This is a genomic window from Streptomyces sp. NL15-2K (genome assembly GCF_030551255.1).
Lineage (GTDB): Bacteria > Actinomycetota > Actinomycetes > Streptomycetales > Streptomycetaceae > Streptomyces.
Window position 1 is genome coordinate 3,034,429 of record NZ_CP130630.1, and the last position, 23,934, is coordinate 3,058,362.

At 70.6% G+C, this 23,934-nt stretch carries 22 protein-coding genes; 6 read left to right on the plus strand and 16 right to left on the minus strand.

Features of this window, described 5'->3' with window-relative positions; translation table 11 throughout:
• The first annotated feature begins 538 nt into the window (after positions 1–538).
• Positions 539–1,444: a deoxyribonuclease IV gene (locus Q4V64_RS13205; protein WP_124442942.1), complete on the plus strand. Its 906-nt coding sequence runs from the start codon at positions 539–541 to the stop codon at positions 1,442–1,444.
• 19 nt (positions 1,445–1,463) lie between these two features.
• Here Q4V64_RS13205 and Q4V64_RS13210 read toward each other — a convergent pair whose 3' ends face one another.
• Positions 1,464–2,096 (minus strand): sulfite oxidase-like oxidoreductase, encoded by a 633-nt coding sequence (locus Q4V64_RS13210; protein WP_124442941.1) that lies wholly within the window; start codon positions 2,094–2,096, stop codon positions 1,464–1,466.
• A gap of 175 nt (positions 2,097–2,271) precedes the next feature.
• On the opposite strand from Q4V64_RS13210, the gene bfr reads away from it, so the two are divergent.
• On the plus strand, positions 2,272–2,751 hold the full coding sequence (gene bfr / locus Q4V64_RS13215; protein WP_124442940.1) for a bacterioferritin: 480 nt from the start codon (positions 2,272–2,274) through the stop codon (positions 2,749–2,751).
• Between the two features lie 194 nt (positions 2,752–2,945).
• Here the strand turns inward: bfr and Q4V64_RS13220 are convergent, their stop codons facing one another.
• Both Q4V64_RS13220 and Q4V64_RS13225 read right to left on the minus strand, forming a co-directional pair.
• Entirely contained in the window at positions 2,946–3,215 is a 270-nt protein-coding gene (locus Q4V64_RS13220) for a (2Fe-2S)-binding protein (protein WP_253267236.1), read from the minus strand.
• A gap of 147 nt (positions 3,216–3,362) precedes the next feature.
• Positions 3,363–4,715, minus strand: coding sequence for a 3-deoxy-7-phosphoheptulonate synthase class II (locus tag Q4V64_RS13225; protein WP_124442937.1), 1,353 nt, complete (start codon positions 4,713–4,715; stop codon positions 3,363–3,365).
• Between the two features lie 253 nt (positions 4,716–4,968).
• Here Q4V64_RS13225 and Q4V64_RS13230 point away from each other — a divergent pair, with 253 nt between their 5' ends.
• On the plus strand, positions 4,969–6,876 hold the full coding sequence (locus tag Q4V64_RS13230) for an anthranilate synthase family protein (RefSeq protein WP_124442935.1): 1,908 nt from the start codon (positions 4,969–4,971) through the stop codon (positions 6,874–6,876).
• Here Q4V64_RS13230 and Q4V64_RS13235 read toward each other — a convergent pair.
• The 5 genes from Q4V64_RS13235 to Q4V64_RS13255 all read right to left on the minus strand — a co-directional run bounded on the left by Q4V64_RS13235 (position 6,828) and on the right by Q4V64_RS13255 (position 11,773).
• Positions 6,828–7,823 (minus strand): 2-hydroxyacid dehydrogenase, encoded by a 996-nt coding sequence (locus Q4V64_RS13235; protein ID WP_124442934.1) that lies wholly within the window; start codon positions 7,821–7,823, stop codon positions 6,828–6,830. The two genes, Q4V64_RS13230 and Q4V64_RS13235, sit on opposite strands and share 49 nt — an antisense overlap.
• Positions 7,824–7,930: 107 nt before the next feature.
• The gene (locus tag Q4V64_RS13240) at positions 7,931–8,959 is read right to left on the minus strand and encodes a 6-phosphofructokinase (RefSeq protein ID WP_124442933.1); all 1,029 of its coding nucleotides are present in this window, start codon (positions 8,957–8,959) and stop codon (positions 7,931–7,933) included.
• Between the two features lie 109 nt (positions 8,960–9,068).
• A complete protein-coding gene (locus Q4V64_RS13245; RefSeq protein ID WP_124442932.1) occupies positions 9,069–9,746 on the minus strand; it encodes a response regulator transcription factor in 678 nt (225 codons plus the stop codon).
• Positions 9,743–10,969: a DUF5931 domain-containing protein gene (locus tag Q4V64_RS13250; RefSeq protein WP_124442931.1), complete on the minus strand. Its 1,227-nt coding sequence runs from the start codon at positions 10,967–10,969 to the stop codon at positions 9,743–9,745. Before Q4V64_RS13250 ends, Q4V64_RS13245 begins: the two co-directional genes overlap by 4 nt.
• Positions 10,970–11,011: 42 nt before the next feature.
• Positions 11,012–11,773, minus strand: a complete 762-nt coding sequence (locus tag Q4V64_RS13255) for a lysophospholipid acyltransferase family protein (protein WP_124442950.1) — start codon at positions 11,771–11,773, stop codon at positions 11,012–11,014.
• A 195-nt stretch (positions 11,774–11,968) separates the two neighbouring features.
• Between Q4V64_RS13255 and Q4V64_RS13260 the strand changes: the two genes are divergently transcribed.
• Positions 11,969–12,748, plus strand: coding sequence for an alpha/beta fold hydrolase (locus Q4V64_RS13260; protein ID WP_124442949.1), 780 nt, complete (start codon positions 11,969–11,971; stop codon positions 12,746–12,748).
• The gene (locus Q4V64_RS13265) at positions 12,741–13,367 is read left to right on the plus strand and encodes a hypothetical protein (protein ID WP_124442930.1); all 627 of its coding nucleotides are present in this window, start codon (positions 12,741–12,743) and stop codon (positions 13,365–13,367) included. The genes Q4V64_RS13260 and Q4V64_RS13265 overlap by 8 nt, the downstream gene beginning before the upstream one ends.
• A gap of 53 nt (positions 13,368–13,420) precedes the next feature.
• On the opposite strand, the gene Q4V64_RS13270 is transcribed toward Q4V64_RS13265, so the two are convergent.
• The 6 genes from Q4V64_RS13270 to Q4V64_RS13295 form a co-directional block, all read right to left on the minus strand.
• Complete coding sequence (locus Q4V64_RS13270; protein WP_124442929.1) at positions 13,421–14,173, minus strand: endonuclease/exonuclease/phosphatase family protein; 753 nt, start codon at positions 14,171–14,173, stop codon at positions 13,421–13,423.
• 162 nt (positions 14,174–14,335) lie between these two features.
• A complete protein-coding gene (locus Q4V64_RS13275) occupies positions 14,336–15,289 on the minus strand; it encodes an ROK family glucokinase (protein WP_124442928.1) in 954 nt (317 codons plus the stop codon).
• 185 nt (positions 15,290–15,474) lie between these two features.
• Entirely contained in the window at positions 15,475–16,008 is a 534-nt protein-coding gene (locus Q4V64_RS13280; RefSeq protein WP_124442927.1) for a DUF5304 domain-containing protein, read from the minus strand.
• Between the two features lie 57 nt (positions 16,009–16,065).
• A complete protein-coding gene (locus tag Q4V64_RS13285) occupies positions 16,066–17,235 on the minus strand; it encodes an ArsA-related P-loop ATPase (RefSeq protein ID WP_124442926.1) in 1,170 nt (389 codons plus the stop codon).
• A gap of 58 nt (positions 17,236–17,293) precedes the next feature.
• The gene (locus Q4V64_RS13290) at positions 17,294–17,737 is read right to left on the minus strand and encodes an SRPBCC family protein (RefSeq protein ID WP_124442925.1); all 444 of its coding nucleotides are present in this window, start codon (positions 17,735–17,737) and stop codon (positions 17,294–17,296) included.
• 156 nt (positions 17,738–17,893) lie between these two features.
• The gene (locus Q4V64_RS13295; RefSeq protein WP_124442924.1) at positions 17,894–18,691 is read right to left on the minus strand and encodes a metallophosphoesterase; all 798 of its coding nucleotides are present in this window, start codon (positions 18,689–18,691) and stop codon (positions 17,894–17,896) included.
• 340 nt (positions 18,692–19,031) lie between these two features.
• On the opposite strand from Q4V64_RS13295, the gene Q4V64_RS13300 reads away from it, so the two are divergent.
• Positions 19,032–20,828: an AMP-dependent synthetase/ligase gene (locus tag Q4V64_RS13300; protein ID WP_124442923.1), complete on the plus strand. Its 1,797-nt coding sequence runs from the start codon at positions 19,032–19,034 to the stop codon at positions 20,826–20,828.
• A 177-nt stretch (positions 20,829–21,005) separates the two neighbouring features.
• Here the strand turns inward: Q4V64_RS13300 and Q4V64_RS13305 are convergent, their stop codons facing one another.
• Positions 21,006–22,586: a GMC oxidoreductase gene (locus Q4V64_RS13305; RefSeq protein WP_124442922.1), complete on the minus strand. Its 1,581-nt coding sequence runs from the start codon at positions 22,584–22,586 to the stop codon at positions 21,006–21,008.
• A 106-nt stretch (positions 22,587–22,692) separates the two neighbouring features.
• The gene (locus Q4V64_RS13310; protein WP_124442921.1) at positions 22,693–23,835 is read right to left on the minus strand and encodes a glycosyltransferase family 4 protein; all 1,143 of its coding nucleotides are present in this window, start codon (positions 23,833–23,835) and stop codon (positions 22,693–22,695) included.
• Positions 23,836–23,934 lie beyond the last annotated feature (99 nt).

Sequence of the window (23,934 nt, forward strand, 5' to 3'; positions counted from 1 at the left end):
CCTCCCCATCCCCGCACAGGAGAATCCCTCCCGGACCCGGACGACAGATCCGCCCCAGTGGGGCGGAGACGGCCCCCTCCGGCCCCCCGCACGGAGCGGCCCTCCCGGACCCCCGACGACAAAAGCCCTCCCCATCCCCGCACAGGAGAATCCCTCCCGGACCCGGACGACAGATCCGCCCCAGTGGGGCGGAGACGGCCCCCTCCGGCCCCCCGCACGGAGCGGCCCTCCCGGACCCCCGACGACAAAAGCCCTCCCCATCCCCGCACAGGAGAATCCCTCCCGGACCCGGACCAGAGAAGCCCTCCCGATCCCACGCACGGGAGGCCCCCCGATCCCCGGACGAGCGGAGCCTCCCCTATCCCCGCATGGGAGGAGCCCTCCCGATCCCCGCACGAGACGGGCCCGGCGAAGCTCCGAGACGAGGCGGGCCCGGCGAAGCCCCCCCGCACGAGACGGGCTCGCCGAAGCCCCGAGCGAAATGGGCGCACCCGAATCCCCGGACGGGAAGGGCCCAGCCGCATGACACCCTGAACGGGTGAAGAGTCAGCAGTCCGGCACCGCCCCCGCTCCCGCAACCCCCCGCCCCTCCCGCAACCCCGTCGGCGGTCACATCCCCGTGGCCGGCGGTCTCCACTCCGTCGGTCTCACCTACGCCCACGACCTCAAGGCCGAGACCGTGCAGGTCTTCGTCGCCAACCCGCGCGGCTGGGCCACGCCGACCGGCAATCCGCGGCAGGACGAGGAGTTCCGCGCGACCTGCGCGGCCGAGTCGATCCCGGTGTACGTCCACGCCCCGTACCTGATCAACTTCGGCTCGCACACCGAGGCGACGGTCGAGAAGTCGGTGGAGTCGCTGCGGCACTCGCTGCGGCGCGGGCGGGAGATCGGGGCGCTGGGTGTGGTGGTGCACACCGGCAGCGCGACCGGCGGCCGGGACCGGTCGGTGGCGCTGAAGCAGGTACGGGAGCACATGCTGCCGCTGCTCGACGAGCTCACCCACGACGACGACCCCTACCTGCTCCTCGAGTCGACCGCCGGACAGGGTGCGTCTCTCTGTTCTCGGACCTGGGACTTCGGGCCGTACTTCGAGGCGCTGGACGCCCATCCGAAGCTGGGCGTGTGCCTGGACACCTGCCACATCTTCGCGGCCGGCCACGACCTGACCGGGCCGAGCGGTATGCACCAGACGCTCGACCTGCTGGTGGACACGGTCGGCCCGGGCCGTCTGAAACTGATCCACGCCAACGACTCCAAGGACGTGGTCGGGGCCCACAAGGACCGCCACGAGAACATCGGCGCCGGTCACATCGGCGAGGACCCGTTCCGCGCGCTGATGACCCACCCCGCGACCGAGGGCGTACCGCTGATCATCGAGACGCCGGGCGGCAAGGAGGGGCACGCGGCGGACGTGGAGCGCCTGAAGAAGCTCAGGGACGGCTGAGGAGACTCAGAGCGGAGACTCAGAGCTCCGGCCCGTCCCCCGGCTCCTCCTGGTACGAGTACCGCTGTTCCTGCCACGGGTCGCCGACGTTGTGATAGCCGCGTTCCTCCCAGAAGCCGCGGCGGTCGGCGGTCATGTACTCCACGCCACGGACCCACTTGGGCCCCTTCCAGGCGTAGAGGTGCGGGACGACGAGGCGGAGCGGGAAGCCGTGTTCCGCGGTCAGCAGTTCGCCGTCCTTGTGAGTGGCGAAGATCGTGCGCTCGGCTGCGAAGTCGGACAGGCGGAGGTTCGAGCTGAAGCCGTACTCCGCCCACACCATCACATGGGTGACAGCGGGCGCGGGCGGAGCGATCTCGAGGATCGTGCGGGCGGGAATGCCGCCCCACTCCGCGCCGAGCATGCTGAACTTCGTGACGCAGTGCAGATCGCTCACCACCGTGGTGTACGGCAGGGTCGTGAACTCCTCGTGGTTCCAGCAGTGCTTCTCGCCGTCCGCGGTGGCGCCGAAGACCCGGAACTCCCAGCGCTCGGGGCGGAATTTGGGGACCGGACCGTAGTGCGTGACCGGCCAGCCGCGCTGCACTCGCTGCCCCGGCGGAAGCTCGGAGTGTGCCGCTGCTCCCGACTCGCGTTCCACCGGCTGACCCATGACTCCATCCTGACAGACCGGGGGCAGTGCACATGACCGACCCTGACCCAAATAGGGCAATTTGGACTAAGCCTGCCCTTACTTACTAAGTGAAGACTTACTGGACGATCTTTGTCGCGCGGTGCAATCATGCGGCGCAACCAGCCAGTTCCCCCGTGCGGAAGGAGCCTCTGCGATGCAGGGCGACCCCGAGGTCATCGAATTCCTCAACGAGCAGCTGACCGCGGAGCTGACCGCGATCAACCAGTACTTCCTGCACGCGAAGATGCAGGAGAACTTCGGCTGGACGAAGCTCGCGAAGTACACGCGGGCCGAGTCGTTCGACGAGATGAAGCACGCGGAGGTGCTCACCGACCGGATCCTCTTCCTCGAGGGACTGCCGAACTACCAGCGCCTCTTCCACGTACGCGTGGGTCAGACGGTGAAGGAGATGTTCGAGGCCGACCGGATGGTCGAGGTCGAGGCGATCGACCGGCTCCGGCGCGGCATCAAGGTGATGCGCGAAAAGGGTGACATCACGTCCGCGAACATCTTCGAGTCGATCCTCGAGGACGAGGAACACCACATCGACTACCTCGACACCCAGCTGGAGCTGGTGGAGAAGCTCGGCGAGGCGCTCTACATCGCCCAGCTGATCGAGCAGCCGGAGAGCTAGGCGACCGGAGAGCTAGTGCCCCGACAGGCAACGTTCGCCCCGTCGCGACGCCCGGCACGCCCTCTCGCCGCACCGGCCGAAAGCCCAAGTACATCCAGTACGAGGACTTCCGGCCGGCACTCCCCCAGAGGGGGGACCCCCAGAGCACGCACCGGACGCCGCTCCTCAACGGGCAAACGTTGCCTGTCGGGGCACTAGGCCGCTTCTTCGAGGGCTACGACTTCTTCGAGGGCTTCGGCGGTTTCCAGGCCGGAGAGAACCGGCTGCCCCTGGCCGGACAGCTCGTGGCGCGGACACGCACCCCTGCCCAGGAGTGCCTGGATCCGGCGTACGCACGAACCGCAGTCCGTCCCCGCCTTGCAGGCCGAGGCTATCTGGCGAGGGGTGCTGGCACCGTCCTCCGCGTGCTTCTTCACCTGCGCCTCGGTCACCCCGAAGCAGTTGCAGACGTACACGCGGTCCACCTCCGGCCGAGAACGATGTGAATGCCGCCCCCTTGATCGGTGAGGCAAACCTAACCTTACCCGGCTCGCAGGAGCCTTAAAAGTGGCGCGGGGCGTGGATCGTATGTGATCCACGCCCCACTTCATTGCCTGTAACAGGCGATACGGCTACTGGTCCCTGTACATCTCCGCGACGAGGAACGCCAGGTCGAGCGACTGGCTGCGGTTCAGCCGGGGGTCGCAGGCCGTCTCGTAGCGCTGGTGCAGGTCGTCGACGAAGATCTCGTCGCCGCCGCCCACGCACTCGGTGACGTCGTCGCCGGTGAGCTCCACATGGATGCCGCCCGGATGGGTGCCCAGGCTCTTGTGGACCTCGAAGAAGCCCTTGACCTCGTCGAGCACGTCGTCGAAGCGGCGGGTCTTGTGGCCGGAGGCCGCCTCGTAGGTGTTGCCGTGCATCGGATCGGTGATCCAGGCCACGGTCGCGCCGGAGACGGTGACCTTCTCGACCAGCTCGGGCAGCTTGTCGCGGACCTTGTCGGCGCCCATGCGGACGATGAAGGTCAGCCGGCCCGGCTCGCGGTCCGGGTCCAGGCGCTCGATGTACTGCAGCGCCTCCTCGGCCGTGGTCGTCGGGCCGAGCTTGATGCCGATCGGGTTGCGGATCTGCGAGGCGAACTCGATGTGCGCGTGGTCCAGCTGCCGGGTGCGCTCACCGATCCACACCATGTGCGCCGAGACGTCGTACAGGTGCCCGGTGCGGGAGTCGACCCTGGTCAGCGCCGACTCGTAGTCGAGCAGCAGCGCCTCGTGCGAGGAGTAGAACTCGACGGTCTTGAACTCCTCCGGGTCGGCCCCGCAGGCGTGCATGAAGTTCAGCGCCTGGTCGATCTCGCGGGCGAGCTGCTCGTAGCGCTGGCCGGACGGGGACGACTTCACGAAGTCCTGGTTCCAGGCGTGCACCTGGCGCAGGTCGGCGTAGCCGCCGGTGGTGAAGGCGCGGACCAGGTTGAGCGTGGAAGCGGAGGCGTTGTACATCCGCTTCAGGCGCTCGGGGTCAGGGATGCGGGCGGCCTCGGTGAAGTCGAAGCCGTTGACGGAGTCGCCCCGGTAGGTCGGCAGCGTCACGCCGTCGCGGGTCTCGGTCGGCTTGGAGCGCGGCTTGGAGTACTGGCCGGCGATCCGGCCCACCTTCACGACGGGCACGGACGCGGCGTACGTCAGCACGGCGCCCATCTGGAGCAGCGTCTTCAGCTTGCTGCGGATGTGGTCGGCCGACACCGCGTCGAAGGCCTCGGCGCAGTCGCCGCCTTGGAGGAGGAACGCCTCTCCCTTGGCGACGGCCGCCATCCGGGCGCGCAGCTGGTCGCACTCGCCCGCGAAGACGAGCGGCGGATACGACTCGAGGTCCGCGATCACTGCGCGCAGAGCCTCGGTGTCGGGGTACTCGGGCTGCTGCGCCGCGGGCAGGTCTCGCCAGGTGTTGCCAGCGCTCGCGCTGGTCTTAGCGTTCACGGTCACGCCGTAAACATTACGGGGTCGTGTCCATCTATTTTCCTCCCGCTCGACTGGTGAGACACGACGGTCCGTCGGTGCGATGGGGTAGGGTGCGGCGCATGTACTCGCTTGCGACGCAGACCTGGTGGTGGACCGCTCATCCGGCGGCCCACTGATCGCGCGTACGCAAGACTTCGCGAAGGCCGCCCGAGGGGCGGCCTTCGGTGTGTCCGGGGTCGTTCCTCTCCATCGACGAGATCGAGAAGGATCCGGACCCATGAACCTGCTGGACCTGCCCCACGACCCGCGCCCGTTCGCCCTGCTCCGCCGCCGCACCCCGGGCCAGGAGCACGACACGGTCGAGCTCCTGGTCGGCCCCGTCACCACGTGCGACCGCCTCGCCGATCTCCCCGACGAGGGCCTGGCACTGGTCCCCTTCCGGCAGATCCGCGAGCGCGGCTTCGACGTCCGCGACGACGGGACACCGCTCGCGGTGCTGACCCCCGAGGAGACGTACGAGATTCCGCTCGCCGAGGCCCTCGCCCAGCTGCCCGCGCACGACGTACGGGTCGAGGGCGGCGGTTTCGACGTGGCCGACGAGGAGTACGCGGAGATCGTCGGGCGCGTGCTGCGGGAGGAGATCGGGGCGGGCGAGGGCGCGAACTTCGTCATCCGGCGGACGTACGAGGGCCGGATCCCGGGGTACGGACGCGCCGACGCCCTCGGCCTCTTCCGGCGGCTCCTGGAGGGCGAGCGGGGCGCGTACTGGACGTTCGTCGTGCACACCGGCGATCGGACCCTGGTCGGCGCCAGCCCCGAGGTGCACGTGCGGATGTCCGGCGGCACGGTCGTCATGAACCCGATCAGCGGGACGTACCGATATCCGGCCGAAGGGCCGACGCCGGAGCACCTGCTCGGCTTCCTCGCCGACGGCAAGGAGATCGAGGAGCTGTCGATGGTCGTCGACGAGGAGCTCAAGATGATGTGCACGGTCGGCGACATGGGCGGGGTCGTGGTCGGGCCCCGGCTGAAGGAGATGGCGCACCTCGCGCACACCGAGTACGAGTTGCGCGGGAAGTCCTCGCTGGACGCGCGGGAGGTGCTGAAGGAGACCATGTTCGCGGCGACCGTCACCGGCTCGCCCGTGCAGAACGCCTGCCGGGTGATCGAGCGGCACGAGGTCGGTGGCCGCGGCTACTACGCGGGCGCCCTGGCGCTTCTGGGGCGCGACTCCGGCGGTGCCCAGACGCTCGACTCCCCGATCCTCATCCGTACCGCCGACATCGACGCCGACGGGCGGCTGCGGGTGCCGGTCGGTGCCACGCTGGTGCGCGGCTCGGACCCGGCGGGCGAGGTCGCGGAGACGCACGCCAAGGCGGCGGGGGTGCTGGCGGCTTTGGGCGTACGGCCGTCCCGGCCCCGTGCGGAACACGGGCGCCCCCGGTTGGCCGACGACCCCCGGGTGCGCGCCGCGCTGGACGGGCGCCGGGCCTCGCTGGCGCCGTTCTGGCTGCGGATGCAGAAGCGGGCGGATGAGCTGACCGGGCACGCCCTGGTCGTCGACGGGGAGGACACCTTCACGGCGATGCTCGCGCACGTGCTGCGGTCGAGCGGCCTCGAGGTGACCGTCCGCCGGTACGACGAGCCGGGGCTGCGGGAGACGGTACTCGCGCACGAGGGGCCGATCGTGCTCGGCCCGGGCCCGGGCGACCCCTCCGACACCGCCGATGCCAAGATGCGGTTCCTGCGCGCCCTCACCGCCGAGGTGATCCGGGACAACCGGCACGGCGTGCTGGGCGTCTGCCTCGGGCACGAGCTGATCGCGGCCGAGCTGGGGCTGGAGATCGTACGGAAGGAAGTGCCGTACCAGGGCGCGCAGACGCAGATCGACCTGTTCGGACGCGACGAGACCGTCGGGTTCTACAACAGCTTCGTGGCGAGCTGCGACGACGAGGCGGCGCGGGAGCTGGCCGCGCACGACGTGGAGGTGAGCCGGAACGCTTCGGGTGAGGTCCACGCGCTGCGCGGGCTATGTCGTGCCGGAGGCGCGCCAATGAATGCAGTCGCGGGCGTGCAGTTCCATCCGGAGTCCGTGCTCACGCTGAACGGCGCGGCGATCGTACGGGAGTTGGTGGGTCAGCTGCGCGGCACCAGCACGTTCTCCGAGCGGCGGCCGGTCGTGTAGTCGAGGACGTTCCGCACCGTGGCGTCGACGATCTGGCCGACGGCGTCCTCGGTGTAGTACGCCTGGTGGGATGTGACCAGAACGTTCGGGAAGGTGACGAGGCGGGCCAGGGTGTCGTCCTCGATGGCGTGCAGGGACTTGCCGAGGAAGAACAGCCCGGCTTCCGCCTCGTACACGTCGAGGCCGACGCCGGAGAAGCGGCCCGCGCGCAGCTCGGTGACCAGGGCCGCGGTGTCGATCAGGCAGCCGCGGCTGGAGTTCACCAGGATCGCGTCGTCCTTCATCGCCTTCAGGGCGGTCGCGTCGATGAGGTGCCTGGTCTCCGGCATCAGCGGGACGTGCAGGGTGACCAGGTCGGATTCGGCGAGGAGCTGCTCCTTGGGGACGTACCGCATGCCGAGTTCCACGCAGACAGGGTTCTCCGCGATGTCCCAGCCGAACAGCCGCATGCCGAAGCCGTGGGCGATCCGGGCGAACGCCTCGCCGATCTTGCCCGTCCCGAGGACGCCCGCGGTGCGGCCGTACATGTCACGGCCCATCAGGCCGTCGAGGCGGAAGTCGAAGTCGCGGGTGCGGGCGGAGGCCCGTACGACACGGCGGTTGACGGCCATGGCGAGGGTCCAGGCGAACTCGGCGACCGAGTACGGCGAGTAGTACGAGACCCGGGCGACCGTCATGCCGAGGCGCTCGGCGACGTCGAGGTCGATGTTGTTGAAGCCGGTGGAGGGCTGGGCGATCATCCGCGTGCCGCCGGCCGCGAGGGTCTCCAGGACGCGGGGGCCGAGATCGGCGTTGACGCTGGTGGAGATCACCTCGTAGCCGGCCGCGACGGGGGCGGTGTCCTCGTTGAGGAAGACGTCCAGGCAGCGGGTGTCGTGGTGGCCTTCGAAGGCATTCTCGATCAGGGGCTTTTCATCTGCTTGAACACCGAAAGCGAGAATCTCCACGACTTCTCCCGTCCCGAGGTGGTATGGGCCGAATATACGGCCCATACCCCAGGGGTGCCGGTTCAGCCGGTTCAGCCGGTTCAGCCGGTTCAGCCGGTTCAGCCGGTTCAGCCGAAGAAGACGCCGACCTCCTCGTACAGCTTCGGATCCACCGTCTTCAGCTTGGCCGTGGCCTCAGCGATCGGCACGCGCACGATGTCCGTGCCGCGCAGGGCGACCATCGTGCCGAAGTCGCCGTCGCGGACGCAGTCGATGGCGTGCAGGCCGAAGCGGGTGGCGAGCCAGCGGTCGAAGGCGCTGGGTGTGCCGCCGCGCTGGACGTGCCCGAGGACCGTCGTACGGGCCTCCTTGCCGGTGCGGCGCTCGATCTCCTTGGCCAGCCACTCGCCGACCCCGGACAGCCGGACATGTCCGAAGGAGTCCAGCGACCCGTCCTTGAGGACCATGTCGCCGTCCTTGGGCATCGCGCCCTCCGCGACGACGACGATGGGAGCGTACGACGCCTTGAAGCGGGAGGTCACCCAGCCGCACACCTCCTGGACGTCGAAGCGCTGCTCGGGGATGAGGATGACGTTGGCCCCGCCGGCCAGACCGGAGTGGAGGGCGATCCAGCCGGCGTGCCGGCCCATCACCTCGACGACGAGGACGCGCATATGGGACTCGGCGGTGGTGTGCAGGCGGTCGATCGCCTCCGTCGCGATGCCGACCGCGGTGTCGAAGCCGAAGGTGTAGTCGGTGGCGGACAGGTCGTTGTCGATCGTCTTCGGCACGCCGACGCAGGGCACGCCGTACTCGTCGGACAGTCGGGCGGCCACGCCGAGGGTGTCCTCGCCGCCGATCGTGATGAGCGCCTCGACCTCCAGCTTGGCGAGGCTCTCCTTGATCCGCCGGCTGCCGTTCTCCTGCAGAAGCGGATTGGTGCGCGAGGCGCCGAGGATGGTGCCACCACGGGGCAGGATGCCGCGCACCGTGGGGATGTCGAGGCGTACCGTGTCGTTTTCGAGGGGGCCTCGCCAGCCGTCCCGGAAGCCGACGAATTCGTAACCGTACTCCTGTACGCCCTTGCGGACGATGGCCCGGATGACGGCGTTGAGTCCGGGGCAGTCGCCGCCTCCGGTCAGTACTCCGACGCGCATGGAAGTGTTCCCTTCGCCGCGGTTGCCTGATGGGATCACGCTAGTAGTGGTCCAGGTCACACAGGGATGGGCGGGAACGACAATTCCGTTGCCGGGTTGCGGAGTTGATCTACTCCTCGTCGAGGCCGCGCTCTATCGCGTACCGCACGAGCTCCACGCGGTTGTGCAACTGGAGCTTGCCGAGGGTGTTCTGGACGTGGTTCTGGACCGTGCGGTGGGAGATGACGAGTCGTTCGGCGATCTGCTTGTAGCTCAGGCCCTTGGCGACCAGGCGCAGCACCTCGGTCTCGCGGTCGGTGAGCTCCGGAGCCTTGGGCCGGCCGGTGTCGGGCGCGGGTACCGGCTCGGAGGCGAGGCGGCGGTACTCGCCGAGGACGAGGCCGGCCAGGCCGGGGGTGAAGACCGGGTCGCCGACGGCCGTGCGGCGGACCGCGTCGAGCAGTTCCTCGGTCGACGCCGACTTCAGCAGATAGCCGGTGGCGCCGGACTTCACCGCCTCCAGTACGTCGGCGTGCTCGCCGCTCGCGGACAGGACCAGGACGCGCAGCGCCGGGTTGGCGCCGACGAGTTCCTTGCAGACCTGGACGCCGGGCTTGGCGGGCAGGTTCAGGTCGAGCACGAGCACGTCGGGCGCGGCGGCCTTGGCACGGCGCACGGCCTGGTCGCCGTCGCCCGCGGTGGCGACCACCTCGAAGCCCGACTCGCTCAGGTCGCGGGCGACGGCGTCGCGCCACATGGGGTGGTCGTCGACCACCATGACCTTGATCGGGCCCTGCTGTTCACTCATCGCCGCTCCGCCTTCCCCCGTGCTGCCACCTGTGCGTCCTTCGGTACTTTCAGTTCGACTTCCGTTCCCTGCCCCGGCACCGAGATCACCTCCGCGCTGCCGCCGAGCTCCCGCAGCCGGCCCCGGATCGACAGGGCCACGCCGAGCCGCCCCTCCCCCTCCGCCTGCGCGAGCCTGCCCTCGGGGATGCCGGGTCCGTCGTCCCGTACGGTCACGATCACCTCGTCGGGCTCGTCCTCGACGAGGATCCACGCGCGCGCGTGCTCCCCCACGTGCTTGCGGACATTGTCCAGGGCGGCCCCGACGGCCGCCGCCAGCTCCCGCGCGGCCGTCGGCGGCAGCGACACCGGAGCGCCGGGCTCGGCGAGGTTGACCTGCGCGGAGGCGTACGGGGCGAGCAGCGCGCGGAGATCGACCGGGCCGACCTCGTCGGGTTCCTCCACCACGCGTACGACCGCCCCCTCGGCCTCGTCCTCCGACGCGCGGGAGACGGGGACCAGCCCACCGGAGACCAGGGTGCGCAGGGCGACCTCCTGCTCGCCGGCCATCCGCCCCAGCTCGGCCGCCTCGCCGCCGATGACGGCGCCGCGCCGCTGCACCATCGCCAGCACCTGGAGCACGCTGTCGTGGATGTCCCGGGCCAGGCGCTCCCGCTCCCGCGTGGCGGCCTCGATCTCCAGGGCGCGGGCGAGGGTGCGCTCGGAGGCGCGGGCGACCTCGACGACGTAACCGATGGCGATGGAGGCGACCCAGACGAGGATGACGTTGTGCACGGTGTCGCGGGCCGGGGCGCCGCGCTCGACCAGGTTGGCGACGGCGACCGCCGTGGAGGCGAACGCCGCCCAGCGCCAGCCGCCCTTGACGGCGAAGGCCAGCACGGAGCCCGCCGTCCATATCGACGGCAGGGTCGGACCGCCCGACTGCACCCGCTCGTGGGCGTCGGCGACGGGCGTGAGCAGGATGCCGACGAGGGCGATGGTGAGGTCGGCGGTGAGGAAGCGCTTGGTGCAGCTGGCCGCGTTGGCGACCCTGGGGAGGGTGGCCAGGGTCCATACCGCGAGGACGGCGAAGTAGGCGACGGCGACCCAGGGGCGGGCGAACTCGTCGTAGGTGGTGGCGAACAGGCCGATGGCGTACAGCATCGTCAGGACGCGGTACGCGGTGAGCGCACGCCACAGCGGCTGCTCGACCGACATGCGCATCACTCGCTCGCGCTTGGCCACGTTCTCCCCCACCCCCGGCCCGAACCGTCCCGCCCAAAGCGCCTAGGACTCGGGCTGCTGCTTCGCCGCCTGATCCTTCGCCGCCTGCGTGAGCGCGGCCTTCGCCGCCTTCTCCGCCTCCCTCTCGGCCTTCGCCGCCTCCGCGATCTGCCGCTTGGCGGCCGTCGCGTACATGTCGACGTACTCCTGGCCGGAGAGCTTCATGATCTCGTACATGACCTCGTCGGTCAGCGCGCGCAGCACGAAACGGTCGTGCTCCATGCCCTGGTAGCGGCTGAAGTCCAGCGGCTCACCGATGCGGATGCCCGGCCGCATCAGCTTGGGCATCACCTTCCCCGGCGGCTGGATCTTCTCCGTGTCGATCATGGCGACCGGGATCACGGGCGCGCCGGTGGCGAGCGCCACGCGCGCGAGGCCTCCCGGCTTGCCGCGGTACAGGCGGCCGTCGGGCGAGCGCGTGCCCTCCGGGTAGATGCCGAACAGCTCACCGCGCTCCAGCACCTCTATGCCGGCCTTGATGGCCGCCTCGCCCGCGCCACGCGCGCCGGAGCGGTCCACGGGGAGCTGGCCGAGGCCCTTGAAGAAGGCGGCCGTCAGCCGGCCCTTCACGCCGGGCGTGGTGAAGTACTCGGCCTTCGCGATGAAGGTGACCTTGCGGTCGAGGACCGCGGGCAGGAAGAACGAGTCCGAGAAGGACAGGTGGTTGCTCGCCAGGATCGCGGGGCCCTCGGCCGGGATGTGCTCGATGCCTTCCACCCAGGGCCTGAAGGCAGCCTTCAGCGGCCCTCCGACGGTCAGCTTCATCGCGCCGTACAACAACCGAGTGCCTCCTGTGTCTATGGATCAGACCTTAACCCGGAGCACCGTCAAAGAACCCGACGGCCCTGGTCGGTGTCAGTGCGGTCGCGTACGGTGAGTCACACCTGGACTTTGAATCACGCCTGGACTTGAACCACACCGGACTTTGCTCACGCCCCTCTCATGAACAGGAGACCGAAGGTGCCGGTCCTGCCCGGAGCCGAGCCGTTCCGCCATGAGGGCGGAGAGGCGGGTGTCCTCCTCTGCCATGGTTTCACCGGTTCCCCCCAGTCGCTGCGCCCCTGGGCGGAGTATCTCGCCGAGCGCGGCCTGACCGTCGCGCTGCCGCTGCTGCCCGGGCACGGCACGCGCTGGGAGGACATGCAGCTCACCGGCTGGCAGGACTGGTACGCGGAGGTGGACCGCGAGCTGCGCGCCCTGCGGGAGCGCTGCACGCGGGTGTTCGTGGCGGGCCTGTCGATGGGCGCCACGCTGGCCCTGCGGCTCGCGGCCAAGCACGGGGACGCGGTGGACGGCATCGTGGTCGTCAACCCCGCCAACCGCATGCACGGCCTGGCCGCGTACGCCCTTCCGGTGGCCCACCACGTCGTCCGCGCGACGAAGGGCATCGCCAATGACATCGCCAAGGAGGGCAGCGTCGAGCTGGGGTACGACCGGGTGCCGCTGCGCGCCGCGCACTCCCTGCGCGCCTTCTTCCGGCTGGTCGACGGCGAGCTTCCGCAGGTCACTCAGCCGCTGCTGGTCCTGCGCAGCGCCCAGGACCACGTGGTACCGGCGGCCGACGCCGCGCGCGTGCTGAGCCGGGTGTCGTCGACGGACGTACAGGAGATCGTGCTGGAACAGAGTTACCACGTCGCGACGTTGGACCACGACGCGGACCGGATCTTCGAGGAGAGCCTCGCGTTCATCGGCCGGCTCGCACCCGTCATCGGCAAGGAAGGGACGGCCGCACGTGGCTGAGCACGACTCCGACCGCGAGAACCGCGAGGACCGCGAACCGGACGAGCAGCACGTCCCCTTCGACGAGGACGCCGCCTGGGCCGCGATCGTCGCGGGGTACGGCGAGGAGCCGCCGGACCCGCCGGGCGCCAAGCCCTTCAAGTCGGTCGAGGACCTGGCGCTGCTGGAACCCGAGACGAACGGCGACGGGCCCGGGGAGACCAAGGAACCCAAGGATTCCCAGGACTCCAAGGGGTCGAAGGACTCGAAGGACCCCGAGGGGGACGCGCCCGCGAAGCCGCTGGGCGGATCCGTCTCCTTCGCGCCCGGTGTCGGCCCCCGCGACTACAGCGCGCCCGAGCCGGCCGAGGAGGACTTCGACGAGGACGACGAGGGCCACTTCGTACCGCCGGAGCCGCCCCCGCTGCCCGCCGCCGACACCACCGCGAAGTTCGCCTGGCTGGGCGTGCTCGGCGGGCCGGTTCTGCTCCTGCTGGCGGTGCTGCTCGGCTGGGAGATGACCTGGTGGCTGGCCACGGTCGGCATCGGCGGCTTCCTGGGCGGCTTCGCCACGCTGGTGATGCGGATGCGGACGGACGACGAGGACGACGACGAACCAGGACGCGGAGCGGTCGTCTAGCGAGGCGGTCGTCCAGCGAGGCGGTCGTCCAGGTCGTCCAGCCGGGCGGTCGTCTAGCCGGCCGGAATTCTGAGGGCGGCCAGGACCGGAAGGTGGTCCGTGGCTGCCCTCAAGTCGCTCTCCGTCACCCCTGGGTGCCCAAGGGGCACTCCGCAGCCCAGTACCTCGATGCCCTTCGTGGCGAAGATCGCGTCGATGCGCTGAGCGGGGGCGGTGCGGGTCCAGGTGTCCTCGCTGCCCCAGGGGGCCGTGGCCCAGCAGTCCTGGAGGCCCTCGGTGAGACGGGCGAAGGTGCGGCCGGCGGGGCGTTCGTTGAGGTCGCCGCCCGCGACCGCGTGCTCCACGCCCATCCCGGCGAGCCGGTCGAGGAGCATGCCGCCCTGCTCGTACCGTTCGTCCTGCCGCAGCGAGAGGTGGCAGCTCAGCACGCCGAGCCGGGCGCCGCCGAACCGTACGACCGCGGTCGCGAAGCCGCGCCGGTGCTCTCCCGGAGTGAGCGGCAGCAGGACGTCCTCGGTGCGCTCGACGGTCGCCCGCAGCGAGCAGAGGATCGCCGGGCCCGCGGCCGTGCCGCCCCCGGTGAGGATCACCTGCCCGGACGCCGCCGCGAGCCGGGCCAGCTTCTTGCGCCAGCGGAAGAAGCGGGGGGCTTCTTGCACGAGGACCAGGTCGGGGGCGCAGGCGGTGATCACGCGGGCGAGGGCGTGGGTGTCGTCGCGCATAGAGCGGATGTTGTAGCTGAGGACGCGGATGACGGCTGAACCGTCGGATTCGGTATGGGAGGTGGGGAGTGGGGGCGTCGCCATGCCGTCAAGATACGCGGTGACTGTCCACCGTAGGCAACAAAAGGTTGTGCGTCGACTGCGGGTCCGTGGGGGCTGGTCGCGCCCACGCGGCGGAGCCGCATAATGTGACAGCCCCGCGCCCCTATGGGGCGCGAAGAACTGCCGTACCTCGAAAAGTCGCCGTTACATGATCGGGTCGGGCTCCCGGGCCAGGTCCGCCGCCCCCACCAGCCCGGCCTCGTTGCCCAGCTGCGCCGCGATCACGTCCGCGACCGGGCGCCAGTTGCCGCCGACCAGCCAGCGCTTGTAGGACTTGCGGATCGGGTCGAGGACCAGGTCGCCCTCGTCGGAGAGGCCGCCGCCGACGATGAAGGCGGAAGGGTCGAAGAGGGAGGCGAGGTCGGCGAGGCCGGCGCCGGCCCAGCGGGCGAGCTCGCGGTAGGAGTCGACGGCGACCGGGTCGCCCTGGCGGGCGGCCATGGAGATGTGCTTGCCCTCGATGCCCTCGGGGCTGCCGTCACCGAGGGACAGCAGCACCTCGGCGCGCTCGGGGGTGGCGTTGGCGCGCTGCCGGGCGTATCTCACCAGCGCGCGCCCCGAGGCGTACTGCTCCCAGCAGCCCTGCGAGCCGCAGCCGCACAGCAGGCCGTCCGGGACCATGCGGATGTGGCCGAACTCGGCGGCCACGCCGAAGTGGCCGCGGCGCAGCTTGTTGCCGATGATGATGCCGCCGCCCAGGCCGGTGCCGAGCGTGATGCAGATGACGTTGCGGTGGCCCTTGCCGGCGCCGAACTTGTACTCGCCCCACGCGGCCGCGTTGGCGTCGTTCTCCACGACGACCGGGAGGCCCACGCGGGCCTCGACCTTCTCCTTCAGCGGCTCCTGGCGCCAGTCGATGTTGGGCGCGAAGTAGACCGTGGAGCGCTGACGGTTGACGTAACCGGCGGCGCCGATACCCACGCCGACGATCTCGTGCCCGGCGCGCGCGCCCTCCACCGCCGAGGCGATGGCGTCCACGATGGCCTCGGGCGTGCTGGGGGTCGGCACCTTGTGGGTCGAGAGGATGTTGCCTTCCTCGTCGACCACGCCGGCCGCGATCTTCGTGCCGCCGATGTCGACGCCGATGGTGAGTCCCATGAATCCCTCAGTTTCGGTCGAGCCCCGCTACGGCCAACCGTACCCGAGGCCCTGCCGTCGGCTTCCCGTCGTCCGAATGGAGGACGGCCCCGTGGACGGCCCCGTGGACGGCCCAGAGGATGGCCCGGTGGACGGCCCAGCGGACGGCCCGAAGGACGGACCCGGCGACTATGGGGATCCCCGCGTCAGTCCAGGTCGATGCGCTGGCCGGGACCGGCCTCGTCGCCCGGGTCGCGGCGGGCCTCGTCCAGGTCGCGCGGGTCGGTCTCGCGGCTCGTCCAGCGCTGCTCCTGGGCCTGGACGGCGGAGCGGTAGGCGGCGAGCAGTTCGTTCCCGGCGGCGGCGAGATGGTCGAAGACGTCCGGATTGCGTTCGATGACGGGCTCGACGGCCGCCTTGGCCTGCTGCACGACCTGCTTGACCACCTGCTGGGCGGCGGGCCCGGCGACCGCGCCGAACAGCGGGGACTGCAGGCCGGACAGCTTGTCCGCGACGGTGTCGACGAGCTTGCGCAGCTCCTCGGCGGCCGAGCCCGGCGGCGGGCCGTACTCGGCACGGCGGCGGGCCTTCTCGGCCGCGAGGTCCTCGGCGCACGCCGTCGCCCAGGCGTCGGCATCGGTCGCCCGCACCTCGTCGACGGCCTCGCTCTTTCCCCCACTCTCGACTTCGCTCGAGCGGGGGGACCCCCACGCGTCGGACGGGGGGAGCTCTTCGCTCATGACGGACTCCTGACTACGGTTCGTCTCTACGACGTTACCCGAACGGGCGTACCCGGTTCACTGTGTCTGCGGCCATAGCCGCGGGTCCGGCGCGAAACGGATCCGCAGCACGTCCTCGCGCAGGGCGGCCCCCGCGACGGCGCACCGGCGCAGGGCGGACGGCAGCGGAACGATCCGGCGGAACTGCCCCGCGGTGACGAGGAGTTCGTCGCCGCGCCGGATGAGGTCCAGCTCGTCGCGTATCGCGCCGGGCAGCGGGATGTGCCAGACCAGCACGCCGTCCCCGGCGAGCCGGTCGACGACGGGCCACTCGACGGTGTCGGGCTCGGCCTCGAGACCCGGGACGCCCAGGTCGGACAGGTCGTCGACACCGCGCGGGTCGCGGCCGAGGTGGGCGACGGTCCGGACGTCGTACGACGCCTGCCACTCGTCCAGCGTTTTGCGCTGCTGCGCGACCGGCCCGGCGAGCCAGCTGTCGGCCCCCGCCTCGGGGAGCACCCGGCTCGCCACCAGGAAGTCCGGGCGCAGGCCGCGCAGGGCGAGGCCGAGGGTGGCGTCGCGTACGGCGTCGGCGCCGGCCGGGGAGGGCTCGGCGACCAGCCGTACGACGGTGTTCCGGTCCGCGACGACCGCCTCGACGGCGGCGAGCTCCAGGTCCCAGCGGGCGGCCGTCTCGTACAGCCACTCCGCGGGCATGGGGACGCCGGCCAGCCGGCCGAGGACGGGGCGCAGGGCGCGGGCGGCCTGACGTTCGGACGGGAGCAGGCGGCGAAGGTAGCGGCGCAGCTCCTCCGGGAGGGCGAGGAGGGCGAGGGCCTGGGGCGTGGGGGGCAGGTCCACGACGAGCAGGTCGTGTGCCTCGGCGAGGGTCGCGTCCCGCAGCGCGCGGAGCAGGGTGAGTTCCTCGGCGCCGGGGAGGGGGGTGACCTCTTCGGGGTCCAGGCGGGAGGCGCCGAGCAGGTCGAGGACGGAGGACGCGCGTTCCTGGAAGGCGGCGAGGTCGGCGCGGAAGCCGGTGGCCGCGTCGGGGCGCCAGGCGGTGAGGTTGGCGGCGGCCTCCGTCGGCGCCGGGCCCGTCGGTGTGCCGAGTACCGCGCCGAGGGTGTCGGTGCGGTCGGCGCTCAGGACAAGGGTCCGGGCGCCGACGCTCGCGGCGGCGAGGGCGGTGGCGGCGGCGACGGTGGTACGGCCGCTGCCGCCGGGGCCCGTGATCAGGATGGTGCGCATGGGGCTGAACCGTAACGGATGTTGAGGTTCAGCCCCGTTTCCGCCGCAGCGGGGAGGACTACTTGCTCCCCGACTCCACCCTCTTCTTCAGCCCCGCCAGCGCCCGGTCGATGATGACCTTCTCGGCTTTCCTCTTGATCATGCCGAGCATGGGGATCTTGACGTCGACCGTCAGCTGGTAGGTGACCTCCGTGGCGCCCGCGCCCGCGGGCTTCAGGAGGTAGGAGCCGTCGAGGGAGCGGAGCATCTGGGACTTCACCAGGGTCCAGGAGACCTCGTGGTCGCCGGTCCAGGTGTAGCCGAGGACCTGGTCGTCCTTGATGGCGCCGGCGTCCATGACGAGGCGGACCTCTTCGGCGCGCCCCTGACTGTCCGTCGCCAGGACCTCGGCCTCCTTCACCTCACCGGTCCAGTCCGGATAGCGGGCGAAGTCGGCGATCACCGCCATGACGTCGGCCGGTGCCGCCTCGATCGTGATGCTCGAGCTGGTGTGTTCCGCCATCGCCGTGGCTCCTCCAGATACGGGCCGGTAGTCCGTCACCGTGCGCAGACCTGCGCGCGAGTGTGCAGCGTGAAGGCTACCGCGCAGGCGACCGGCCGACTTCACCCCCGTCCGCCCGCGTCACCAGCATGTCGTCGTGAGACCCGGCGCGGACGCTCACCATTGGAGCGCCCACGGCTTCCCGGACCCCGCGAAGTGCCCCACGTTCACGCATTCGGTCGCCCCGATCCGCATCCGTCGCACCAGCGGCTGGTGGACGTGGCCGAAGAGCGAATACCGGGGCCGGGTGCGGCGGATGGCGTCCAGCAGCGCGCGGCTGCCCCGCTCGAAGCGGCGCGCCACGGTGTCGTAGACGAGTTCCGGCACCTCCGGCGGGATGTGCGTGCACAGCACGTCGACCTCGCCCACCGCCTCGATCTTCGCCGCGTACTCCTCGTCGCTGATCTCGTACGGCGTCCGCATCGGCGTCCTGAGCCCGCCGCCGACGAAGCCGAAGACCCAGCCGCCGATCTCGGCCCGCTCCCCGTCCAGCACGGTCGTGCCCGGACCGGCGTATTCAGGCCACAAAGGCGGCATGTCGACATTGCCGTAGGTGGCGTACGTCGGCGTGGGGAACGCGGCGAACATCTCGGCGTACTGCTTGCGCACCGCCTGCTCGATCAGTCCGGCCCGGTCGCCGTCGATCCCCGCCCACAGCCGGGCCCCGAACTCGCGCGCCTCCTCGTAGCGCCGGGCGGTGCGCAGCGCGACGATCCGGTCGGCGTTCTCGGCGCCGAACAGGTCGGGGAAGATGCCGCGCGAGTGGTCGGCGTAGTCGAGGAAGAGGACCAGGTCACCCAGACAGATCAGGGCGTCCGCCCCGTCGCCGGCGCGGGCCAGGTCACGGGCGTTGCCATGCACGTCGCTGACCACATGCACGCGCGCCCTGCGGTTTCCGGCTGGTGTGGGTGCCATGACGATCAAGCGTAAGCGTGTGCGGCATACGTGAACAGTGGCGACAGGACCTGCGGTTACTGGCCAGTCAGTTAGTGCCTGGACTACTGTGCGTTCAAGAACACCAATCTGTTATGCGTTCAGGAACACCAATCTGTGTGACGCAGCGAACATCTCGCCGGGCCCCCTGTCGAAGAAGCCATACCGGCGGGTAACGTCCGGGCAGTCCAGTCGTGCTCTGGAATTCAACCACCGTGCCTCCACGGCCCGGGGTGAGGCCCTTGAGCACCTGCCCGAGCCTTGGACCGACCGTCGCATCACACCACGTCGTGGCGCCGGCGCCCTATGAGGAGCAGCAGTCTTGCGCGAGTTCAGCCTTCCCGCTTTGTACGAGGTCCCCGCGGACGGCAATCTCACCGACATCGTCCGTAGAAACGCCGCGCAGCACCCGGATGTCGCCGTCATCGCCCGCAAGGTGGGCGGCGTCTGGCAGGACGTGACGGCCACCGCCTTCCTCGCCGAGGTCCACGCAGCCGCGAAGGGGCTCATCGCCTCCGGGGTCCAGCCGGGCGACCGGGTCGGCCTGATGTCCCGGACGCGGTACGAGTGGACGCTGCTCGACTTCGCGATCTGGAGCGCGGGCGCGATCACCGTGCCGGTGTACGAGACCAGCTCGCCCGAGCAGATCCAGTGGATCCTCAGCGACTCGGGCGCCACCGCCTGCATCGTCGAGATGGACAACCACGCGGCCGCCGTCGAGTCGGTGCGCGACGGCCTGCCCGCCCTCAAGCACGTCTGGCAGATCGAGGCCGGCGGCGTGGAGGAGCTGGGGCGCCTCGGCCAGGACGTCACGGACGAGGCCGTGGAGGAGCGCAGCTCGCTCGCCAAGGCCGACGACCCGGCGTCCCTCGTGTACACGAGCGGCACCACCGGGCGGCCCAAGGGCTGCGTCCTGACCCACCGCAGCTTCTTCGCCGAGTGCGGCAACATCGTCGAGCGGATGCGGCCCCTCTTCCGCACCGGCGACTGTTCCGTCCTGCTCTTCCTGCCGCTGGCGCACGTCTTCGGCCGGCTGGTCCAGGTCGCACCCATGATGGCGCCGATCAAGCTGGGCACCGTCCCGGACATCAAGAACCTCACCGACGAGCTGGCCTCGTTCCGCCCGACGCTGATCCTGGGCGTCCCCCGTGTCTTCGAGAAGGTCTACAACTCGGCGCGCGCCAAGGCCCAGGCGGACGGCAAGGGCAAGATCTTCGACAAGGCGGCCGACACCGCGATCGCCTACAGCAAGGCGCTGGACACCCCGTCGGGCCCGTCGATCGGTCTGAAGATCAAGCACAAGGCCTTCGACAAGCTGGTCTACAGCAAGCTGCGCGCGGTCCTCGGCGGCCGGGGCGAGTACGCCATCTCCGGCGGCGCCCCGCTGGGCGAGCGCCTGGGCCACTTCTTCCGCGGCATCGGCTTCACGGTCCTGGAGGGCTACGGCCTGACCGAGTCCTGCGCGGCCACCACCTTCAACCCCTGGGACCGCCAGAAGATCGGCACGGTCGGCCAGCCGCTGCCCGGCTCGGTCGTCAGGATCGCGGACGACGGCGAGGTGCTGCTGCACGGCGAGCACCTGTTCACGGGGTACTGGAACAACCCGGGCGCGACCGAGGAGGCGCTGGCCGACGGCTGGTTCCACACCGGCGACATCGGCACCCTCGACGAGGACGGCTACCTCAGGATCACCGGCCGCAAGAAGGAGATCATCGTCACCGCGGGCGGCAAGAACGTCGCTCCGGCCGTGATCGAGGACCGTATCCGCGCGCACGCGCTGGTCGCGGAGTGCATGGTGGTGGGCGACGGGCGGCCGTTCGTGGGTGCGCTGGTCACCATCGACGAGGAGTTCCTGGGCCGCTGGGCGGCCGAGCACGGCAAGCCGGAGGGTTCCACCGCGGCGTCGCTGTGCGAGGACGCGGACCTGCTGGCCGCGATCCAGTCAGCGATCGACGACGGCAACGCCGCGGTGTCGAAGGCGGAATCGGTGCGGAAGTTCCGCATTCTGCCCTCCCAGTTCACGGAGGATTCGGGCCACCTCACGCCGTCCCTGAAGCTCAAGCGCAACGTGGTGGCGAAGGACTTCGCGACCGAGGTCGAGGCGCTCTACCAGAAGTAGCTCACCGGTCGACTAAGGGGTCCTTGCACTATGAGCGTCCGATCAGGTCGCGTGGTCTGGTGCCGTGCATCGCAAGGCGCCGGAGAGCCCTCGTAGCGGAGCTACTAGGGCTTTTCGGCAACGCGGCGAGGTGCGGTGCCAGGCCGCGCGACCCGGGCGGGCATAGTGCAAGGACCCCTAAGGCGCGGCGTCCTCGGCGAGGACTCGCGCCATCGTCCGTTCGGCGAGCGCGGTGATCGTCACGAACGGGTTCACGCCGATCGACCCGGGCACGAGCGAGCCGTCGGTGACGTACAGCTTGGAATACCCCTTCACCCGGCCGTAGTCGTCGGTCGCCTTCCCCAACACGCAGCCGCCCAGGGGGTGGTAGGTGAAGTCGTCGGCGAAGACCTTGTTGGACGAGCCGAAGAGGTCGTACCGGTAGATGGTGGAGTTGGCCGAGTTGATCCGGTCGAAGAGCTTCTTGGCCATGCCGACGGAGACCGCGCTCTGGGCGGCGGTCCAGCCGAGCTTCACGGAGCCGTTCGCGTACGAGAACGCGGCCCGCTCCGGATTCTTGGTGATCGCCAGATAGAGGCTGACCCAGTGCTCCAGCCCCGTCGGCAGCGGGGCGATCTCGGCGAAGACGGGGTTGGCGGTATTGGCCCAGTCGTCGATGCCCATGACCGGCATGGTGGACTGGTTCGCCCCGACCGTGTCCCACAGGTGGTTGGCGCGCCCGAGCATCACGTTCCCGTTGGGCCCCCAGCCCTTGCCGACGCTCGCGTTCAGGGCGGGGAGCGTGCCCGTCTCCCGCGCCCGGACGAGAAGTTCGGTGGTGCCGAGGCTGCCGCCGCCGAGGAAGAGGTAGGTACAGCCGTACTGCTTGGTCTCGACGACCTTGCCGGTGAGGTCGATCCGGTCGGCCGTCAGGACATACGTCCCGTCGCCCGCCCGGCTGATGTCCCTCACCCTCTCCATGGTGTGGATCGTGACGTTCCCGGTCCCGAGCGCCGAGGCCAGGTACGTCTTGTCGAGGCTGCGCTTGCCGTGGTTGTTGCCGTAGATCACCTCGGCGCCGAGCGCGGACTTGGTCGCCGTACCGGCCGCCTCGCGCCGCATGTACGCGAAGTCGTAGACGCTGGGGACGAAGGTGGTCCTCAGGCCGGTGTTCGCGGCGTGCTTCCGGGAGATCCGGGTGAACCGGTACCACTCGGTCGACTCGAACCACGCCGGGTCGACGGTGTTGACGCCGAGCATGGAGCGGGCGCGCGGGAAGTACGTGCCGTACATCTCGTCGGTGTCGACGGTGGGGAACTGCTCGGCGAAGTAGGCCTTCAAGGGCGTGACCGCCATCGCGCCGTTGACCAGCGAGCCGCCGCCGACGCCCCGGCCGACGTAGACGGACATGGCGTCGAAGCGCACCCGGTCCAGGACGCCGGGGTAGGGGCTGATGTCCCGGTTGACGACGTCCAGCCACAGGAAGGTGGCCAGTGGCGCCTCGGTGCGGGTGCGGAACCACATGGACCGCTGGTCCGGGGCGCTGGTGGAGCAGAAGACCTTGCCGTCGGGGCCGGAGGTGTTCCAGGCCCGGCCCATCTCGATCACGAGGGTACGGATGCCGGCCTGGCCGAGGCGGAGGGCGGCGACGGCACCGCCGTATCCCGAACCGACCACGATGGCGGGCGCGTTGTCGACGGCGGCGGGTTCGGCGCCCGAGGCCGTCTGGAGACCGATGCGGGTGAGACCGGACGCGGCGGCGGTCTGGAGGGCCACCATGCCCAAGATTTGACGTCTCGTCAGCTGACGCTGCATCAGTTTTGCTGTCATGGGAGCAGCATCGGCGGATTGTCTCCGTCCGGCCAGAACTTCCGCCGAACTTCCGCTACAGCAATGTCCTCAGCTTCTCCGCCAGCAGGTCCCACCGCCACTTCTCCTCGACCCACTCCCGCCCCCGCTCCCCCATCCGCCGCCGCAGTTCGGCGTCCCCGAGCAGGACCAGGATCCGGTCGGCGGCCTCCGCGGCGGAGCCGCCGCGGACCACCCAGCCGGTCTCGCCGTCGAGGACCGCGTCCGGGGCTCCGCCGGAGTCGCCGGCGACGACGGGCAGCCCGGTCGCGGAGGCCTCCAGGTACACGATCCCGAGCCCCTCGACGTCCAGCCCGCCCCTGCGCGTCCGGCACGGCATCGCGAACACGTCCCCCGCGCCGTAGTGCGCGGGCAGCTCGGACCAGGGCACCGCGCCGGTGAAGCGGACGGAGCGGGCGACGCCGGTGTCCTGCGCGAGTTTGCGCAGGTCCTTCTCGTAGGGCCCGCCGCCGACGATCAGCAGCACGGCCTCCGGCTCGGCGGCCAGGATCCGGGGCATCGCCAGGATCAGCGTGTCCTGCCCCTTGCGCGGCACCAGCCGCGAGACGCACACGACCACCGGCCGCTCGCTCAGCCCCAGCCTTGCCCGTACCTCGTCGCCGCCCGAGCCGGAGTGGAAGGTCTTCTCGTCGACCCCCGGCGGCAGCTGCACCATCCGCGCGGCCGCGTCCGGCGTCAGCGCGGCGGCGATCCGCGAGCGCGTGTACTCGCCGAGGTAGGTGATGGTGTCCGTGGACTCCCCGATCCGGCGCAGCAGTCGGCGCGCGGCGGGCAGCTGCGCCCACCCGGCCTCGTGCCCGTGGGTCGTCGCCACCAGCCGCTGGGCCCCCGCCTTCCTGAGCGCCGGGGCCATCAGCCCGAGCGGCGCCGCCGCCCCGAACCACACCGACGTGCACCCGTGCTCCCGCAGCAGCCCCACGGCCCGCCGGGTCACGGCGGGCGTCGGCAGCAGCATCGTCGTGGAGTCCCGTACGACGGTGAAGGGCTGCTCGGCGTCGAAGGCGGCGGTGGCCTCGGCGCCCTCCCGGCCGCGCTTCCATGTGGAGGCGTAGACGACGAGGCGCTCCGGGTCGAGCCGCAGCGCCATGTTGTGCAGGAACGCCTGGATGCCGCCCGGCCGGGGCGGGAAGTCGTTGGTGACGACGAGGGTCTTGTGCATCGCCGCCGACCCTATCGAACGGGCTGCTCACAGCGGGGGCACGGCCGCGTTTATGGCAGGCACACAGCGGTGCGGGACATCATGTTCCCCTCAAGGCGG

Coding starts and splice junctions, on each gene's coding strand:
- Q4V64_RS13280 (WP_124442927.1), bottom strand. CDS start 16,008: ATGAGCGAAGAGCTCCCCCCGTCCGACGCGTGGGGGTCCCCCCGCTCG.
- Q4V64_RS13305 (WP_124442922.1), bottom strand. CDS start 22,586: ATGGTGGCCCTCCAGACCGCCGCCGCGTCCGGTCTCACCCGCATCGGT.
- Q4V64_RS13245 (WP_124442932.1), bottom strand. CDS start 9,746: ATGAGTGAACAGCAGGGCCCGATCAAGGTCATGGTGGTCGACGACCAC.
- Q4V64_RS13290 (WP_124442925.1), bottom strand. CDS start 17,737: ATGGCGGAACACACCAGCTCGAGCATCACGATCGAGGCGGCACCGGCC.
- Q4V64_RS13295 (WP_124442924.1), bottom strand. CDS start 18,691: ATGGCACCCACACCAGCCGGAAACCGCAGGGCGCGCGTGCATGTGGTC.
- Q4V64_RS13310 (WP_124442921.1), bottom strand. CDS start 23,835: ATGCACAAGACCCTCGTCGTCACCAACGACTTCCCGCCCCGGCCGGGC.
- Q4V64_RS13230 (WP_124442935.1), top strand. CDS start 4,969: ATGAACCTGCTGGACCTGCCCCACGACCCGCGCCCGTTCGCCCTGCTC.
- bfr (WP_124442940.1), top strand. CDS start 2,272: ATGCAGGGCGACCCCGAGGTCATCGAATTCCTCAACGAGCAGCTGACC.
- Q4V64_RS13210 (WP_124442941.1), bottom strand. CDS start 2,096: ATGGGTCAGCCGGTGGAACGCGAGTCGGGAGCAGCGGCACACTCCGAG.
- Q4V64_RS13255 (WP_124442950.1), bottom strand. CDS start 11,773: ATGAAGCTGACCGTCGGAGGGCCGCTGAAGGCTGCCTTCAGGCCCTGG.
- Q4V64_RS13240 (WP_124442933.1), bottom strand. CDS start 8,959: ATGCGCGTCGGAGTACTGACCGGAGGCGGCGACTGCCCCGGACTCAAC.
- Q4V64_RS13285 (WP_124442926.1), bottom strand. CDS start 17,235: ATGCGCACCATCCTGATCACGGGCCCCGGCGGCAGCGGCCGTACCACC.
- Q4V64_RS13275 (WP_124442928.1), bottom strand. CDS start 15,289: ATGGGACTCACCATCGGCGTCGACATCGGCGGCACGAAGATCGCGGCC.
- Q4V64_RS13270 (WP_124442929.1), bottom strand. CDS start 14,173: ATGGCGACGCCCCCACTCCCCACCTCCCATACCGAATCCGACGGTTCA.